The organism is Streptomyces sp. NPDC058401, from assembly GCF_042722885.1.
Lineage (GTDB): Bacteria > Actinomycetota > Actinomycetes > Streptomycetales > Streptomycetaceae > Streptomyces.
This window is the reverse complement of the sequence record NZ_JBHXKA010000075.1, coordinates 1-15,799: the sequence shown is the minus strand read 5'-3', so window position 1 is coordinate 15,799 and position 15,799 is coordinate 1. Positions and strand designations below refer to the sequence as shown.

Below are 15,799 nucleotides of genomic sequence, written 5' to 3'. Positions count from 1 at the left end.
CGCGAATTCCAGCACAGAGGCGGATCTCCAACAAGGTGCGAGTCCCGGCCTGGACGGTCGGTCACTTCCGGTGACGCGTGCACTACCCGACGTGCGGGCCAATTCATGCGGAATCGGACTTACGTCGCCCAAACCTCGCGCCTGGCAAGCTGTCCCAGTCGCGATGATCGGGAGCGGAATGGCGCATTCAGTGGCGTAATGTCCGCTTTGTGGGGCGGAATTGACTGACCGTAATGCCCGGAATGCCTGGTCATTGGTGAGCAAACTCACATAGCCGTGGCCATTACTTCCCGGTTCGACGGGGGATTCAGATGTTTAGCCTTGAGCTTTACAGGCTTGCCGCGAGCGACAAGCGGCACTCCGAAGGCATCCGGGCGGCGCCCGCCGCCACCATCCGACCTAGTGAGCCGAGGGCTTCGCACTCCGATGAAGACGACGATGATGTTCCGCAACATAGCCAACCCGCGCCGCACCACCCTCGCGCACCTCAAGGACGCCGAGGAGCTGCAGGCCGCGCCGGTCCCGGAGCACACCGTCGAGCTGCCGGGCCAGACCGCGAACCCGCGCCGCACCATCCTCATGGACGCACCGGTCGCCGCCGCCCAGTAAGCGGGAGCGTCCGGCGAAAGCCGCGCGAAGCGTCGGCCCCCACCGCGTTAGCCTGGAGTCCGCAGACTCCAGCCAGCGGAAATACAGAGGGGCAGACGCAACACGTGCGCATCGCCAGGTTCTCGATCGACGGCAATGTCGCGTTCGGCGCGGTCGAGGGCAGTACTGCCCTCGCGGCGTCCGAAGGTGAGCTCGTCCTCGACATCATCAAGGGCATCCCGTTCGCGGACTTCGAGCTCTCGGGCACGAAGGTCCCGCTGAGCAAGGTCCGCCTGCTGCCGCCCGTGCTCCCGAACAAGGTCGTGGCCATCGGCCGCAACTACGCGGAGCACGCGGCGGAGCTCGGCAACGAGGTCCCGGACGTCCCCGTCACCTTCTTCAAGCCCTCCACCTCGGTGATCGGCCCGGGCGACCCGATCGCCTACCCGTCCTTCTCCCAGGACCTCCACCACGAGGCGGAGCTCGCCGTGGTCATCGGCCGCATGTGCCGCGAGGTCCCGCGCGAGCGCGTCAAGGACGTCATCCTCGGCTACACCTGCGCCAACGACGTCACCGCGCGCGACGTGCAGCAGCGCGAGAAGCAGTGGGCGCGCGCCAAGGGCTTCGACGGCGCCTGCCCCCTCGGCCCGTGGATCGAGACCGATCTGGACCCGAGCGACCTGACCATCCAGTGCACCGTCAACGGCGAACAGCGCCAGCTCGGCCGCACCAGCCAGATGGTCCGTTCCATCGAGGACCTCATCGTGCACATCAGCGAGGCCATGACGCTGCTCCCGGGCGACGTCATCCTCACGGGGACCCCGGCCGGAGTCGGCCCCCTGAACGTCGGCGACGAGGTCGCCGTCACCATCGAAGGCATCGGCACTCTCACCAACAAGGTGATCAAGCGTGGCTAACGCGACCCCCCGCGTACGTTTCTGTCCGTCCCCGACCGGCAACCCCCACGTGGGTCTGGTCCGCACGGCCCTCTTCAACTGGGCCTTCGCCCGCCACCACGGCGGTACGTTCGTCTTCCGCATCGAGGACACCGACGCGGCCCGCGACTCCGAGGAGTCCTACGGCCAGCTGCTCGACTCGCTGCGCTGGCTCGGCTTCACCTGGGACGAGGGTCCCGAGGTCGGCGGCCCGCACGCCCCGTACCGCCAGTCCGAGCGCATGGACATCTACAAGGACGTCGCGCGGAAGCTCCAGGACGGCGGCTACGCCTACCCCTGCTACTGCACCACCGAGGAGCTGGACGCCCGCCGCGACGCGGCCCGCGCCGCCGGCAAGCCCTCCGGCTACGACGGCACCTGCCGCGAGCTCACGGACGAGCAGAAGGCCGCGTACGAGGCCGAGGGCCGCACCTCGATCGTCCGCTTCCGGATGCCCGATGCGCCGATCACCTTCACGGACCTGGTCCGCGGCGAGCTGACCTTCACCCCCGACAACGTGCCGGACTTCGGCATCGTCCGGGCCAACGGCGCCCCGCTCTACACGCTCGTCAACCCGGTCGACGACGCGCTGATGGAGATCACCCACGTCCTGCGCGGCGAGGACCTGCTGTCCTCCACCCCGCGCCAGATCGCGCTCTACGGGGCCCTGATCGAGCTCGGCATCGCCAAGGCGGTGCCGGCCTTCGGCCACCTGCCGTACGTGATGGGCGAGGGCAACAAGAAGCTCTCCAAGCGCGACCCCGAGGCCTCGCTCAACCTGTACCGCGAGCGCGGCTTCCTCCCCGAGGGCCTGCTGAACTACCTCTCCCTGCTCGGCTGGTCCTTCTCCAAGGACCAGGACATCTTCTCGATCGAGGAGATGGTGGAGAAGTTCGACATCCCGGACGTCAACGCCAACCCGGCGCGCTTCGACCTCAAGAAGGCCGAGTCGATCAACGCCGACCACATCCGGCTGCTCGACCCGAAGGTCTTCGCGGACCGCTGCGCCCCGTGGCTCCAGGCCCCGCACGCCAACTGGGCGCCCGAGGACTTCGACACCGCCGCCTGGGAGCGCATCGCGCCGTACGCCCAGACCCGCGTCACGGTCCTCTCCGACATCACGGCCAACGTCGACTTCCTGTTCCTCAAGGAGCCGGTCGAGGACCAGGCCTCGTGGGACAAGGCGATGAAGGGCGAGCCGGCGGCCCTGCTGACGACCGCCCGCGCGAACCTGGCCGCCGCCGACTGGTCGGACCCCGAGTCCCTCAAGCAGGCCGTCCTCACCGCCGGCGAGGCCCACGGCCTCAAGCTCGGCAAGGCCCAGGCCCCGGTCCGGGTGGCCGTCACCGGCCGCACGATCGGCCTGCCGCTCTTCGAGTCCCTCGAGATCCTGGGCAAGGACCGCTCCCTGTCCCGCATCGACGCGACCCTGGCCAAGCTCGGCGCCGCGTAAGCACCACCCCGTACCGCCCTCGGGGGCGGCGGCCGACCGCTGCATCAGCGAACGGCCGCCGCCCCCGAGGCGTTCCGCGTAGGGTCGGCCCCATGGCGATCCGTGCGGTGCTCTGGGACATCGACGACACCCTTTTCGACTACACCGGGGCCGACCGGGCCGGGCTCGCGGCGCACCTGGCCGCCGAGGGGCTCGCCGAGCGGTACGGGACCCCGGCCGAGGCGCTCGCGCTGTGGCGGCGGATCACCGACCGGCACTGGGAGCGCTTCGCGGCCGGCGTGGGGACCTTCCAGGGGCAGCGCCGGGACCGCGTGCGCGAGTTCCTCGGGGAGCCCGCGCGGACCGACGCGCAGACCGACGACTGGTTCGGGCGGTACGTGGAGCACTACACGGGCGCCTGGGAGCTGTTCCCCGACGTGGTGCCCGTCCTGGACGCGCTGGCCGGCGGCTACCGCCACGGGGTGCTCTCCAACTCCTCCGTGGCCAACCAGGACCCCAAGCTGCGCCGGCTCGGCCTGCGCGACCGCTTCGAGGTCCTGGTGTGCGCCGTCGAGCTGGGCGTCAGCAAGCCCGAGGCCGGCGCCTTCCTCGCCGCGTGCGCCGAGATGGGCCTGGAGCCGGGGGAGGTGGTCTACGTGGGGGACCAGCCCGAGATCGACGCGCGCGGAGCCCGTGACGCAGGGCTGACGGCCGTGTGGCTCGACCGCGACGGATCGCGCGGCCCCGGACCCGAGGGCGTGCACCGGATCGCCGGACTCGACCGGCTCCCGCAGGTGCTGGCCGGGGATACCCGTTTTGGAGCACGGTCAGCCATCCGGTAATGTTCTTTCTGCGCCGCCCGCTCGGGCCGAAAGGCCGGGCCGGAGACGCTAACCGAACGAAAGTCCCTCAGGGTCTTGCGTTTTGGTGGGCTATAGTGTAATTGGCAACACGAGAGTTTCTGGTTCTCTTATTCTAGGTTCGAGTCCTGGTAGCCCAGCGCAGTTCAGTAGTAACGCAGTGCTTGCCCCCGTTGTGTAGCGGCCTAGCACGCCGCCCTCTCAAGGCGGTAGCGCCGGTTCGAATCCGGTCGGGGGTACAGATCCTTCCCGTGAGATTTCCAGGGTCGCACCCGGATTTTTTGATGCAGGATCGCTAGGGCCCCCGTTGTGTAGCGGCCTAGCACGCCGCCCTCTCAAGGCGGTAGCGCCGGTTCGAATCCGGTCGGGGGTACGGTGTCTAGCTGGTCTAGACCTGTGGGCTATAGTGTAATTGGCAACACGAGAGTTTCTGGTTCTCTTATTCTAGGTTCGAGTCCTGGTAGCCCAGCGCAGTACCGCAGTACAGCTAGCCCCCGTTGTGTAGCGGCCTAGCACGCCGCCCTCTCAAGGCGGTAGCGCCGGTTCGAATCCGGTCGGGGGTACGCACAGAAGAGGCCCTCCGCGTTCATCGCGGAGGGCCTCTTCGTCGTTTCCGGACAGGGCGGGGGCGGGGCCGAGAAGTACGGGCCCGGCGGCGCGTGTGTGGACGTGTGCGGCGTCTCACGCGCCCCCGGGCCCGGGGGAGTAGATGGGTAAAGGGGTCAGCTGGAGCGGCGCAGGGCCTCGGTCAGGCGGGCGGCCGCGTCGATGACGGCCTGGGCGTGCATGCGCCCCGGGTGGCGGGTCAGGCGCTCGATCGGCCCGGAGACCGATACGGAGGCCACCACGCGGTTCGAGGGGCCGCGCACCGGCGCCGAGACGGAGGCCACGCCGGGCTCCCGCTCACCGATCGACTGCGCCCAGCCGCGACGCCGTACGCCCGAGAGCGCCGTCGCCGTGAAGCGCGCGCCCTGCAGGCCGCGGTGGAGCCGCTCGGGCTCCTCCCAGGCCATCAGGATCTGCGCGGCCGAACCGGCCTTCATCGGGAGCGTGGAGCCCACCGGGACGGTGTCCCGAAGGCCCGACAGCCGCTCGGCGGCCGCCACGCAGATGCGCATGTCGCCCTGACGCCGGTAGAGCTGCGCGCTCTCTCCCGTCACGTCCCGGAGGTGGGTGAGCACCGGTCCGGCCGTGGCCAGCAGGCGGTCCTCGCCGGCCGCGGCGGCGAGCTCCGCCAGCCGCGGTCCGAGGATGAACCGGCCCTGCATGTCCCTCGCCACCATCCGGTGGTGTTCCAGTGCCACGGCAAGGCGATGTGCCGTGGGTCGTGCGAGCCCTGTCGCCGCGACCAGCCCGGCGAGGGTGGCCGGACCGGACTCCAGTGCGCTCAATACCAGAGCTGCCTTGTCGAGAACGCCGACGCCGCTAGAGTTGTCCATGAAACGATATTCGCGTCTCACACTGTGAAACGCAAGTTCAATTTTTCCAAGAACCAGCGAGTCTGTATGTGCGGGTCCACGAACCACTGGGTCCGAGCCGTCGTCCGGGACGTGGGGTACGGGCGATCAGGCGCACAAGATCTCTATCAAGCGCCGGCACAACCGGCCGGCCGGAGGGAAAGCGATGGGTAGGACACTCGCGGAGAAGGTCTGGGACGACCATGTCGTCCGGCGCGCCGAAGGCGAGCCCGATCTCCTCTTCATCGATCTGCACCTGCTGCACGAGGTGACCAGCCCGCAGGCCTTCGAGGGGCTGCGCCAGGCCGGCCGCAAGGTCCGGCGCCTCGACCTCACCATCGCGACCGAGGACCACAACACCCCCACCATCGACATCGACAAGCCGATCGCGGACCCGGTCTCCCGGGCCCAGCTGGAGACGCTGCGGTCGAACTGCGCCGAGTTCGGCGTGCGCCTGCACTCGCTGGGCGACGTCGAGCAGGGTGTCGTCCACGTCGTGGGACCGCAGCTGGGCCTGACCCAGCCGGGCACCACCGTGGTCTGTGGTGACTCGCACACCTCCACGCACGGCGCCTTCGGCGCGCTGGCGTTCGGCATCGGCACCAGCCAGGTCGAGCACGTGCTGGCGACCCAGACGCTGCCGCTGGCCCGCCCCAAGACGATGGCGATCACCGTCACCGGAGCGCTGGCCGACGGCGTCACCGCCAAGGACCTGATCCTGGCGATCATCGCCAAGATCGGCACCGGCGGCGGCCAGGGCTACATCCTGGAGTACCGCGGCGAGGCCATCGAGCAGCTGTCGATGGAAGCCCGCATGACCATCTGCAACATGTCGATCGAGGCCGGCGCCCGCGCGGGCATGATCGCCCCCGACCAGACCACCTTCGACTACCTCGAGGGCCGCGACCACGCCCCCGTGGGCGAGGACTGGGACGCGGCGGTCGCGTACTGGAAGACCCTGCGCACCGACGAGGGCGCCGTCTTCGACGCCGAGGTCGTCATCGACGGCACCACGCTGTCGCCGTTCGTCACCTGGGGCACCAACCCCGGCCAGGGCGCGCCCCTGTCGGCGAACGTCCCCGACCCGGCTTCGTACGAGGACGCTTCGGAGCGCAACGCCGCCGAAAAGGCCCTGGAGTACATGGGGTTGACCGCCGGACAGCCGCTGCGCGACATCAAGGTCGACACCGTCTTCGTAGGTTCCTGCACCAACGGCCGCATCGAGGACCTGCGCGCCGTCGCCGGGATCATCGAGGGCCGCAAAGTCGCCGAGGGCGTACGGATGCTGGTCGTCCCGGGCTCGGTCCGCGTCGCCCTGCAGGCCGTGTCGGAGGGCCTGGACAAGGTCTTCAAGGAGGCCGGCGCCGAATGGCGGCACGCGGGCTGCTCGATGTGTCTGGGCATGAACCCCGACCAACTGGCTCCCGGTGAGCGCTCCGCGTCCACCTCCAACCGCAACTTCGAGGGCCGGCAGGGCAAGGGCGGGCGCACCCACCTGGTGTCCCCGCAGGTGGCCGCCGCCACCGCGGTGCTGGGCCATCTGGCCTCGCCCGCCGACCTGTCCGAAGCCACCGCGACCGCCGGAGTCTGAGAACGATGGAAGCCTTCACCACCCACACCGGCCGGGCCGTCCCGCTGCGCCGCAGCAACGTCGACACCGACCAGATCATCCCGGCCCACTGGCTGAAGAAGATCACGCGCGACGGTTTCGAGGACGGGCTCTTCGAGGCCTGGCGCAAGGACCCGGAGTTCATCACCAACCGTCCCGAGCGGGCCGACGCGACCGTGCTGGTCGCCGGTCCCGACTTCGGCACCGGTTCCTCGCGCGAGCACGCCGTCTGGGCCCTGCAGAACTTCGGCTTCAAGACGGTCATCTCCTCCCGCTTCGCCGACATCTTCCGCGGCAACTCGCTGAAGAACGGTCTGCTGACCGTGGTCCTGCCGCAGGAGACCGTCGAGCAGCTGTGGAAGCTGACCGAGGCCGACCCCACCGCCGAGATCACGGTCGACCTGGTCGACCGCCAGGTCCGAGCCGAAGGCGTCGTAGCCGAGTTCGAACTCGACGACAACGCCCGCTGGCGGCTCCTGGAGGGGCTGGACGACATCTCCCTCACCCTTCAGAACGAAGCGGACATCGCCACTTACGAAAGCGGTCGCCCGGCCTACAAGCCCCGCACGATTCAGGCGTGATTCCAGCCTGATCAGCGCTTATTCGCCTTAGGGTGATCACATAGGCAACACTGTGCCCCCTGCCGTCCGGCAGGGGGCACAGTCGTGTGTTGAGGCCCCGTGAGGCGACAACTCGCCCCAGATGGCACAATCTGTGCATGGAACGCGACAGTCAACTTGAGCTCTACGGACTTGTCGCCGACCGATTGAAAGAAGCACACACAAGGGTGCGCACACTGCAAGTCCCGGAGGGCGTAAGGATGGCGCTGTCCCGGAAGCTGTTGGTCGTCACCGCAGTGGCGAAGCATGATCTCGCCGACGCGGCAAGGCGCCTGGACAGGTTGATGAAGGACCTCGACGAGGGTCGATTCCCTGAAGGCGACTGATGCGAAGGAACTCCGTAACGGCCTACAACGTTGCGGCACTAGGGTGATAAGCCCGTTTCGTGTTTGATTTGCGGTATATATCCGCCTAACGTGCGAAATAAGCTTGAACACATTCGTTCTGGCGAAGTCTCCGAAGGGGAAGACGTTGAACAAGGCGCAGCTCGTAGAAGCGATTGCCGACAAGCTGGGCGGCCGTCAGCAGGCCGCGGACGCCGTCGACGCGGTACTGGACGCCATCGTCCGCGCGACCGTCGCGGGCGACCGGGTCTCGGTCACGGGCTTCGGCTCGTTCGAGAAGGTCGACCGCCCGGCCCGCTACGCCCGCAACCCCCAGACGGGTGAGCGCGTCCGGGTCAAGAAGACCTCTGTTCCCCGCTTCCGTGCGGGCCAGGGCTTCAAGGACCTGGTCAGTGGCACCAAGAAGCTGCCCAAGGGCGGCGAGGTATCGGTGAAGAAGGCGCCCAAGGGCAGCCTCACCGGTGGTGCTTCGGCGACGGTCAAGAAGGCCGCCGCGAAGAAGGCCGCCCCCGCCAAGAAGGCGGCTGCCGCGGCCAAGACCACGGTCGCGAAGAAGGCCACGGCCAAGAAGGTCACCGCCACCGCCAAGAAGACGGTCGCCAAGACCGCCGTGGCGAAGAAGGCCGCCCCCGCGGCCAAGAAGGCCACGGTCAAGAAGGCCGCCGCGACGGCGAAGAAGACCACCGCCACCGCGAAGAAGACCGCCCCGGCTGCCAAGAAGGCCACCCCGGCGACGAAGGCGCCCGCCAAGAAGACGGCGACGCGCAAGGCCACCGCGAAGAAGACCACCGCCCGCAAGACCAAGTAGGGCAACGAGTCACACACGCCGGGCCGGTTTCCCCACCGTGGGGAAACCGGCCCGCGGTGCGTGCACGGGGGGCGTGGTCAGAAGGTCTGGAGCGTGACCAGGGTGATCCGCAGGCCCGCGCCCTCGCCGTCCGTCTCGATCCGGACCCGCTGCCCGGGACGCAGCAGCCGCAGGCCGCCCGCGTCGAACGCCGGGGCCTCGAAGGGCACCGGGGTGCCGTCGTCCAGCAGCACACTGCCGCTGCGGGTCTGGGAGTCGTACGTGTACGCGGTCGCCTGCATACGGGCACTGTATCGGGCCGTATGAGGCCCCACGCCGAGGGCCAGGGCCGTCCGCAGATCCGCCCCCGTGTCCACGTCCCGGCGGATGCTCTCGACGTCGGCGAGGGTCATTTCCACCGCCCCCGAGGCCGAATGCCGGGCCCGTGAGGGACCGCCGAACGAGGGCGCCAATTCCACGTCCGGAGCAGCGGAAAGCAGGGTCGTCCCGATTCCCGCCGCATCCGCCAGAAATGCCCTGGGAAATGCCGAAGCGGTTTCGAGCACCCGTAGCAATTCGGGCGGCCGCAGCGCCGGCAGATCGGCGTTCATCGCGGCCACCGCCGCCCCGGGCCGGCCCGCCCGTATCTCCCGCGCCCCGTGGGCCAGCGCCGCGTTGAGCCCCGCCGCCGGGGAATCCGGCACGATCCGGGCCCCCAGCCGCGCCAGTTCCGCGCCGGCCGCCGGATCGTCCGTGACGACCACCACATCCGCGACCGCCGCGCAGGCCAGCGCCCCCGCCACGGTGTCCAGCGCGAACGCCAGGGCGAGCCCCGGCCGGGACGCCCCGACGGCCGCCGCGAGGCGGCTCTTGGCCACCGCGAGCGGCTTCAGCGGGACGACCAGACTCCAGACGGCGTTCGTGACGGACCCCTTCCCTCCGGCACGCTCGCGCGCCGCTCAGACCATGTGCGGGTCATGGCCAGGTCATGCGGAGCCCCATTGTCACCTCATGCCGGGCGACCCGGGGCCTGGTCCGGGTGTCCGGGGCGTACGGTGTTCTCGACAGAGACCGGACCCGGGGCCACACTTGTCCGGCCCCGAGGCGCCCAAGCCGCGCACCGGTCCTAGAGGAAGGTGTCCGAGTGTCCCGCCGCAGAATCGGCTTCTGGTACCGCCTTGCGGCGGCCATCGCGAAACCGCCGCTGACAGTGCTCTTCAGGCGGGACTGGCGGGGAATGGAACACATTCCGGCCGAGGGCGGATTTATCACCGCCGTCAATCACAACTCGTATCTGGACCCGCTGTCCTACGCGCACTTCCAGTACAACACCGGCAGGGTGCCCCGATTGCTCGGCAAGGCGGCCCTCTTCGACGTCCCCATTGTCGGAGCGATCCTGCGCGGCTCCGGCCAGATCCCCGTCTACCGGGAGTCCACCAACGCCCTGGACGCATTCCGGGCCGCCGTGGACGCGATCGAGCGCGGCGAATGCGTGGCCTTTTACCCGGAGGGCACCCTGACCCGGGACCCCGACATGTGGCCGATGGCCGGCAAGACCGGCGCCGCCCGCGTGGCGCTGATGACCAGGGCCCCCGTCATTCCGGTGGCCCAGTGGGGCGCGAATCTCGCGATGCCGCCCTACGCCAAGGAGAACAAGGTCAACCTGTTCCCGCGCAAGACCCTCCAGGTCCTCGCCGGGCCGCCCGTGGACCTCTCCGCGTACTACGACCGGGACCCCACCCCGGACGTGCTCAGGGAGGTCACCGAGGTCATCATGGCGGCCATCACCGGGCTGCTGGAGGACCTGCGGGGCGAGAGCGCGCCCGCGCAGCCGTACGACCACCGCAACGCCAGGGCTCAGCAGCGGCGCAAGGCCGCAGGGGAGGGCAACAAGTGACACGTCCCGTGAAGGCAGCCGTATTCGGAACCGGCTCCTGGGGCACGGCCTTCGCCATGGTCCTCGCCGACGCCGGCTGCGAGGTGGTCCTGTGGGGCCGCCGGCGCGAGCTCGTCGACGCCATCAACAGCGGCCGGACCAACCCGGACTACTTCCCCGACATCGAACTCCCCGCGAACATCCGCGCCACCGACGACCCGGCCGAGGCCGCGGCCGGCGCCGACTTCACGGTCCTCGCCGTCCCCTCGCAGACCCTGCGCGCCAACCTCGCCGCCTGGGCCCCGCTGCTGGCCCCCGAGACCGTGCTCGTCTCCCTGATGAAGGGCGTCGAACTCGGCACCGCCAAGCGGATGAGCGAGGTCATCGAAGAGGTGGCCAAGGTCCCGGCCGAGCGCATCGCGGTCGTCACCGGCCCCAACCTGGCCCCCGAGATCGCCGCCCGGCAGCCCGCCGCCTCCGTGGTCGCCTGCATCGACGAAGCCGTCGCCCAGCGCCTCCAGGCCGCCTGCCACACCCCGTACTTCCGCCCGTACACGAGCACCGACGTCATCGGCTGCGAGCTCGGCGGCGCCGTCAAGAACGTCATCGGCCTCGCCGTCGGCATCGCGGACGGCATGGGCCTCGGCGACAACACCAAGGGCTCGCTCATCACCCGCGGCCTCGCCGAAGCCACCCGCCTGGGCCTGGCGATGGGCGCCGACCCGCTGACCTTCTCCGGCCTCGCGGGCCTCGGCGACCTCGTCGCCACCTGCTCCTCGCCGCTCTCCAGGAACCACACCTTCGGCACCAACCTCGGCCGCGGGATGACCCTCGAAGAGACCATCGCGGTCACCAAGCAGACCGCCGAGGGCGTCAAGTCCTGCCAGTCCGTGGCCGATCTGGCCCGCCGCCACGGAGTGGACATGCCGATCACCGACACGGTCGTCGACATCGTCCACCACGGCAAGCCCACCCTGGTCGCGCTCAAGGAACTCATGGGACGCAGCGCCAAACCGGAACGGCGCTGACTGCTTTCCGGACGCTTGAGCGGGTACCCTCGTGGCGATATGAGCAGCGAGAACCTCCCCCAGACCCCTGAGCAGCAGGGCCGCAAGCCCCGCGTGGCCGTCGTGTTCGGCGGCCGCAGCTCGGAACACGCCATTTCGGTCGTCACCGCGGGCGCCGTCCTGCGCTCCATCGACCGCTCCAAGTACGAGGTGCTGCCCATCGGCATCACCACGGACGGCCGATGGGCGCTGACCGCCGACGAGCCCGCCCGGATGGCCATCTCCGGCGGCGAACTCCCCAACGTGGGGCAGCTCGCCGAATCGGAGGACGGCGCCGTCGTGCTCTCCGTCGACCCGGCCAGCCGCGAGGTCGTCTACACCGAGCCGGGCGCCGTCCCCAAGGCGCTGGGCGAGGTCGACGTGGTCTTCCCCGTCCTGCACGGCCCGTACGGCGAGGACGGCACCCTCCAGGGCCTCCTGGAGCTCTCCGGCATCCCGTACGTCGGCTCCGGCGTCCTCGCCTCGGCCGTCGGCCAGGACAAGGACTACATGAAGCGGGTCTTCACGTCCTTCGGGCTGCGCGTCGGCCCGTACGTGACCATCCGCCCCCGCGAGTGGGAGAACGACCGCGAGGGCGCCCTGGCCCGCATCGCGGAGTTCGCCGGCGAGCACGGCTGGCCGCTGTTCATCAAGCCCGCCCGCGCCGGATCCTCGATCGGCATCACCAAGGTCGACGAGCCCTCCGCACTGGACGCCGCGATCCGCGAGGCCCGCCGCCACGACCCGAAGATCATCGTGGAGGCGCTGCTGCGCGGCCGCGAGATCGAGGTCGGAGTCCTGGAGTTCGAGGACGGTCCGCGCGCGAGCGTGCCCGCCGAGATCCCGCCGGTCTCCAGCCACGACTTCTACGACTTCGAGGCCAAGTACATCGACTCCGCCTCCGGACTCGTGCCCGCCCCGCTCACCGCGGAGCAGACCGCAGAGGTCCGGAAGCTCGCGATCGAGGCCTTCGACGCCGCGTCCTGCGAGGGCCTGGTGCGCGCCGACTTCTTCCTCACCGAGGACGGCGCCTTCGTCATCAACGAGATCAACACCATGCCGGGCTTCACCCCGATCTCCATGTACCCGCGCATGTGGCAGGAGTCGGGCATCGAGTACCCGGAGCTGGTGGACCGCCTGATCCAGGCCGCCCTGCGCCGCTCCACCGGACTGCGCTAGCCCCGTAGCGGGCCCGCACGAAGCTCCGTACGCGGACGAGGACCGCCCGCCGCCCCTCGCAAGAGGATCGCGGCGGGCGGTCCTCTGTCCGCACGGGCGGGGCGGTACGAGGCCCGGTAAGCGGGTCAGTACGAGGCGACGCCCACCGGAACGGTCTTCGCTATCGCGGCGGACAGGCCCACCAGCATGCCCGCATCCGTGGCATGCTCCTTGTCGACCCGGACCTCCGCGTACGCCAGCCGACTCCCGGTGGTGAACCGGAAGCCGCCGTCGTCCAGCTCCTCCAGGAGCCAGCCGACACCGTTCACGTCGACGCCCTCCGCCTTCTCGTCCAGCATCTTCGCGGGCCTGGGGATACCGCACCGCAGTACGATCGCCGAGCCACCCCACGCGGCGGTCAGGTCCGACTCCGGCAGCGCCGGGGTCCGGGCCAGCGAGGCCACCGTTCCCGGGAGCTCTTTGTGCAGCGCCGCACAGAGACCCGCGACATCGGCGGGCGGAGCGGACGGCGGATCCACCCGTGCCTCGGAATCACCCGGGGAACAGCCCGCGAGGGCCGCCGAGGCGGCCAGCGCGGTCAGTGCGGCGAGCAGAGAGAAGGGCCGGCGGTGTCGTGACATCACCGGCCAAGAGTAGACGGGGGCTATAGATGGACGACCGGACAGGTCAGGGTGCGGGTGATTCCCTCCACCTGCTGGACCTTGGCCACGACCATGCGGCCGAGCTCGTCCACGGTGTCGGCCTGGGCGCGCACGATCACGTCGTACGGGCCGGTCACGTCCTCGGCCTGGATCACCCCCGCGATCTGCGCGATGGACTCGGCGACGAACGACGCCTTGCCCACCTCGGTCTGGATGAGGATGTACGCCTGTACCACGGAACCTCCAGGGCGGCCACGAGGATCATTTCCCCTACCCTTCGGGTGGGCCCGGGGATGACGGGTGGGCCCGGTGAAGGGACGCCACGGTACCGCGTCGCCGAGTGCCGCGGGGAGACCCGCGGGTCCGGTGGTGCGCAGGGCGGGGCGTACGGAGAGCAGAAGTTGACGTATCTGTTGACGGTACCCAGAGCTGTGACGGCTCGCGACCGCAAGCGGACTGGGCAAGAAGGGGCACAGCGATGAAGGGCACTGTGGGCGAGCTGGGGGAGTTCGGGCTCATTCGGGAGCTCACCTCACGGCTCACCACCACCCCGGCGGTCCGGGTCGGCCCGGGCGACGACGCCGCGGTGGTGTCGGCCCCCGACCGGCGGGTCGTGGCGAGCACGGACATCCTGCTGGAGGGCAGGCACTTCCGGCGCGACTGGTCCACGGCCTACGACGTGGGCCGCAAGGCCGCCGCGCAGAACCTCGCCGACATCGCCGCCATGGGCGCGGTGCCGACCGCGCTGCTGCTCGGCCTCGTCGTCCCGGCCGAGCTGCCGGCCACCTGGCCCACCGAGCTGATGGACGGCATCCGCGACGAATGCCAGGTCGCCGGCGCCGCCGTGGTCGGCGGGGACGTGGTCCGCGGCGACACCATCACCGTGGCCATCACCGCGCTGGGCGACCTGCGCAACCACGAGCCCGTGCTCCGCTCCGGCGCCCAGCCCGGCGACGTCGTGGCCGTGACCGGCTGGCTCGGCTGGTCCGCGGCCGGCTTCGCGGTGCTCTCGCGGGGCTTCCGCTCGCCGCGCGCCTTCGTCGAGGCCCACCGGCGCCCCGAGCCGCCCTACCACGCGGGTCCCGCGGCCGCCGGACTCGGCGCCACCGCCATGACCGACGTCAGCGACGGGCTGATCGCGGACCTCGGGCACATCGCCGAGGCCAGCAAGGTGCGGATCGACCTGCGCTCGGCGGCCGTCGACATCCCCACGCAGATGCACGACATCGGGCAGGCCGTCGGCGTGGACCCGCTCCAGTGGGTCCTCACCGGGGGAGAGGACCACGCGATCGTCGCCACCTTCCCGCCGGACGTGAAGCTCCCGGCCCGCTGGAAGGTCATCGGCGAGGTCCAGAACCGCTCCGCGCTGCCCCAGGTGACCGTCGACGGCGCCCCCTGGGCCTCCACCGGCGGATGGGACCACTTCGGCGGCGACACCGCCGCGGAGGACACCGCGCGATGAGCGGACCCCGCCCGGCCCGCCCGCACCCGCCGCTGTGCCTGACCGTCGCCGGATCCGACTCCGGCGGCGGCGCGGGCATCCAGGCCGACCTCAAGACCATGCTGGCGCTCGGGGTCCACGGGATGAGCGTGGTGACCGCTGTGACCGCACAGAACTCGCTGGGCGTCAAAGGCGTCTGGGAACTGTCCGCGGAGGCCGTGAAGGGCCAGTACAGGGCCGTGGTGGACGATATCGGCGTGCAGGCCGTGAAGACGGGAATGCTGTCTTCCGCCGCCCTCGTGGAGACCGTCGCCGAGCTGCTCGCCGCGACCGCCGCCCCGGCCGTCGTGGACCCGGTCGGCGTCTCCAAGCACGGGGACGCGCTCCTCGCCGCCACCGCGCTGGACGCCGTACGGGGAGAGCTGCTGCCCCGGGCCACCGTCGCCACCCCGAACCTGGACGAGGTGACCCAGCTCACCGGAGTCGTCGTGGAGACCGAGGACGACATGCGCCGGGCCGCCGACGCCGTCTTGGCGTACGGGCCCGCATGGGCGCTGATCAAGGGCGGCCACCTCGCCGCCCACGGGGACGAGGCCGTGGACCTCCTGACGGACGGCACCGAGGAGCGCTGGCTGCGGGCCCCCCGCTACGACAACCGGCACACCCACGGCACCGGCTGCACCCTCGCCAGCGCGATCGCCGCGGGCCTGGCCAAGGGCCGGACCGTCCCGGAGGCCGTCACCGAGGCCAAGGAGTACGTCACCGGAGCCATCGCCGCCGGATTCGCCCTCGGCGCGGGCATCGGACCGGTGGACCACGCGTGGCAGTGGCGCACCAACGACTGAGGCGCCCGAAACGCCTGTAGGGCCTGCTCCACCTCGTACATGTACGAGGGGGGGGAGGGCCGACAGGTTTTTTGATGATGGTTAAGGCAAATCAAAAGGCGGGGGCACCACGGGGGCCCGCCCGATCAGGAACCCCGCA

At 70.2% G+C, this 15,799-nt stretch carries 16 protein-coding genes, 5 tRNA genes and 1 pseudogene; 18 read left to right on the top strand and 4 right to left on the bottom strand.

The features are described 5' to 3' along the window. Window positions 1–426: 426 nt before the first annotated feature. The 9 genes from ACFWNV_RS25230 to ACFWNV_RS25190 all read left to right on the top strand — a co-directional run bounded on the left by ACFWNV_RS25230 (window position 427) and on the right by ACFWNV_RS25190 (window position 4,378). Window positions 427–609 carry a hypothetical protein gene (locus ACFWNV_RS25230; RefSeq protein ID WP_383951205.1) on the top strand — a complete coding sequence of 61 codons (183 nt, stop codon included), beginning with the start codon at window positions 427–429 and terminating at the stop codon, window positions 607–609. Window positions 610–713: 104 nt separating this feature from the next. Beyond that, window positions 714–1,505, top strand: coding sequence for a fumarylacetoacetate hydrolase family protein (locus ACFWNV_RS25225; protein ID WP_383951203.1), 792 nt, complete (start codon window positions 714–716; stop codon window positions 1,503–1,505). Next, on the top strand, window positions 1,498–2,976 hold the full coding sequence (gene gltX / locus ACFWNV_RS25220; RefSeq protein WP_383951201.1) for a glutamate--tRNA ligase: 1,479 nt from the start codon (window positions 1,498–1,500) through the stop codon (window positions 2,974–2,976). Before ACFWNV_RS25225 ends, gltX begins: the two co-directional genes overlap by 8 nt. Before the next feature lie 92 nt (window positions 2,977–3,068). Next, a complete protein-coding gene (locus ACFWNV_RS25215; RefSeq protein WP_383951198.1) occupies window positions 3,069–3,797 on the top strand; it encodes an HAD family hydrolase in 729 nt (242 codons plus the stop codon). An 86-nt stretch (window positions 3,798–3,883) separates the two neighbouring features. Then, window positions 3,884–3,955 (top strand) — tRNA-Gln (locus tag ACFWNV_RS25210). Window positions 3,956–3,981: 26 nt separating this feature from the next. Beyond that, window positions 3,982–4,054 (top strand) — tRNA-Glu (locus tag ACFWNV_RS25205). A 61-nt stretch (window positions 4,055–4,115) separates the two neighbouring features. Further along, window positions 4,116–4,188: transfer RNA gene (locus ACFWNV_RS25200), tRNA-Glu, on the top strand. Between the two features lie 24 nt (window positions 4,189–4,212). Beyond that, window positions 4,213–4,284: transfer RNA gene (locus ACFWNV_RS25195), tRNA-Gln, on the top strand. Between the two features lie 21 nt (window positions 4,285–4,305). Further along, window positions 4,306–4,378: transfer RNA gene (locus tag ACFWNV_RS25190), tRNA-Glu, on the top strand. Window positions 4,379–4,537: 159 nt separating this feature from the next. Here the strand turns inward: ACFWNV_RS25190 and ndgR are convergent. Next, the gene (ndgR, locus tag ACFWNV_RS25185; RefSeq protein WP_112450208.1) at window positions 4,538–5,254 is read right to left on the bottom strand and encodes an IclR family transcriptional regulator NdgR; all 717 of its coding nucleotides are present in this window, start codon (window positions 5,252–5,254) and stop codon (window positions 4,538–4,540) included. 184 nt (window positions 5,255–5,438) lie between these two features. Between ndgR and leuC the strand changes: the two genes are divergently transcribed. The 4 genes from leuC (at window position 5,439) to ACFWNV_RS25165 (ending at window position 8,653) form a co-directional block, all read left to right on the top strand. Continuing rightward, complete coding sequence (gene leuC / locus ACFWNV_RS25180) at window positions 5,439–6,863, top strand: 3-isopropylmalate dehydratase large subunit (RefSeq protein ID WP_383951195.1); 1,425 nt, start codon at window positions 5,439–5,441, stop codon at window positions 6,861–6,863. A 5-nt stretch (window positions 6,864–6,868) separates the two neighbouring features. Then, the gene (gene leuD / locus ACFWNV_RS25175; protein WP_383951193.1) at window positions 6,869–7,462 is read left to right on the top strand and encodes a 3-isopropylmalate dehydratase small subunit; all 594 of its coding nucleotides are present in this window, start codon (window positions 6,869–6,871) and stop codon (window positions 7,460–7,462) included. Between the two features lie 137 nt (window positions 7,463–7,599). Next, a complete protein-coding gene (locus ACFWNV_RS25170) occupies window positions 7,600–7,827 on the top strand; it encodes a hypothetical protein (RefSeq protein ID WP_243337737.1) in 228 nt (75 codons plus the stop codon). Between the two features lie 145 nt (window positions 7,828–7,972). Next, window positions 7,973–8,653: an HU family DNA-binding protein gene (locus tag ACFWNV_RS25165; protein ID WP_383951189.1), complete on the top strand. Its 681-nt coding sequence runs from the start codon at window positions 7,973–7,975 to the stop codon at window positions 8,651–8,653. Between the two features lie 278 nt (window positions 8,654–8,931). On the opposite strand, the pseudogene cofC reads toward ACFWNV_RS25165, so the two are convergent. Next, a pseudogene (gene cofC, locus ACFWNV_RS25160) lies at window positions 8,932–9,537 on the bottom strand (2-phospho-L-lactate guanylyltransferase); the annotation flags it as partial. Window positions 9,538–9,776: 239 nt separating this feature from the next. Between cofC and ACFWNV_RS25155 the strand changes: the two are divergent. From ACFWNV_RS25155 to ACFWNV_RS25145, 3 genes are read left to right on the top strand one after another with little or no spacing between them, the layout of a single operon-like run. Continuing rightward, entirely contained in the window at window positions 9,777–10,529 is a 753-nt protein-coding gene (locus tag ACFWNV_RS25155) for a lysophospholipid acyltransferase family protein (protein ID WP_383951187.1), read from the top strand. Continuing rightward, a complete protein-coding gene (locus tag ACFWNV_RS25150; protein WP_383951184.1) occupies window positions 10,526–11,536 on the top strand; it encodes an NAD(P)H-dependent glycerol-3-phosphate dehydrogenase in 1,011 nt (336 codons plus the stop codon). Before ACFWNV_RS25155 ends, ACFWNV_RS25150 begins: the two co-directional genes overlap by 4 nt. A 39-nt stretch (window positions 11,537–11,575) precedes the next feature. Beyond that, complete coding sequence (locus ACFWNV_RS25145) at window positions 11,576–12,733, top strand: D-alanine--D-alanine ligase family protein (RefSeq protein WP_383951181.1); 1,158 nt, start codon at window positions 11,576–11,578, stop codon at window positions 12,731–12,733. A gap of 125 nt (window positions 12,734–12,858) precedes the next feature. Here the strand turns inward: ACFWNV_RS25145 and ACFWNV_RS25140 are convergent, their stop codons facing one another. After that, window positions 12,859–13,353, bottom strand: a complete 495-nt coding sequence (locus ACFWNV_RS25140; protein WP_383951243.1) for a DUF3515 domain-containing protein — start codon at window positions 13,351–13,353, stop codon at window positions 12,859–12,861. 23 nt (window positions 13,354–13,376) lie between these two features. After that, on the bottom strand, window positions 13,377–13,610 hold the full coding sequence (locus ACFWNV_RS25135) for an Lrp/AsnC ligand binding domain-containing protein (protein ID WP_214947835.1): 234 nt from the start codon (window positions 13,608–13,610) through the stop codon (window positions 13,377–13,379). A 242-nt stretch (window positions 13,611–13,852) separates the two neighbouring features. Here ACFWNV_RS25135 and ACFWNV_RS25130 point away from each other — a divergent pair, with 242 nt between their 5' ends. Then, window positions 13,853–14,836 (top strand): thiamine-phosphate kinase, encoded by a 984-nt coding sequence (locus ACFWNV_RS25130; protein WP_383951178.1) that lies wholly within the window; start codon window positions 13,853–13,855, stop codon window positions 14,834–14,836. Beyond that, window positions 14,833–15,660, top strand: coding sequence for a bifunctional hydroxymethylpyrimidine kinase/phosphomethylpyrimidine kinase (thiD, locus tag ACFWNV_RS25125; protein ID WP_383951176.1), 828 nt, complete (start codon window positions 14,833–14,835; stop codon window positions 15,658–15,660). Before ACFWNV_RS25130 ends, thiD begins: the two co-directional genes overlap by 4 nt. The last annotated feature ends 139 nt before the right edge of the window (window positions 15,661–15,799 follow it).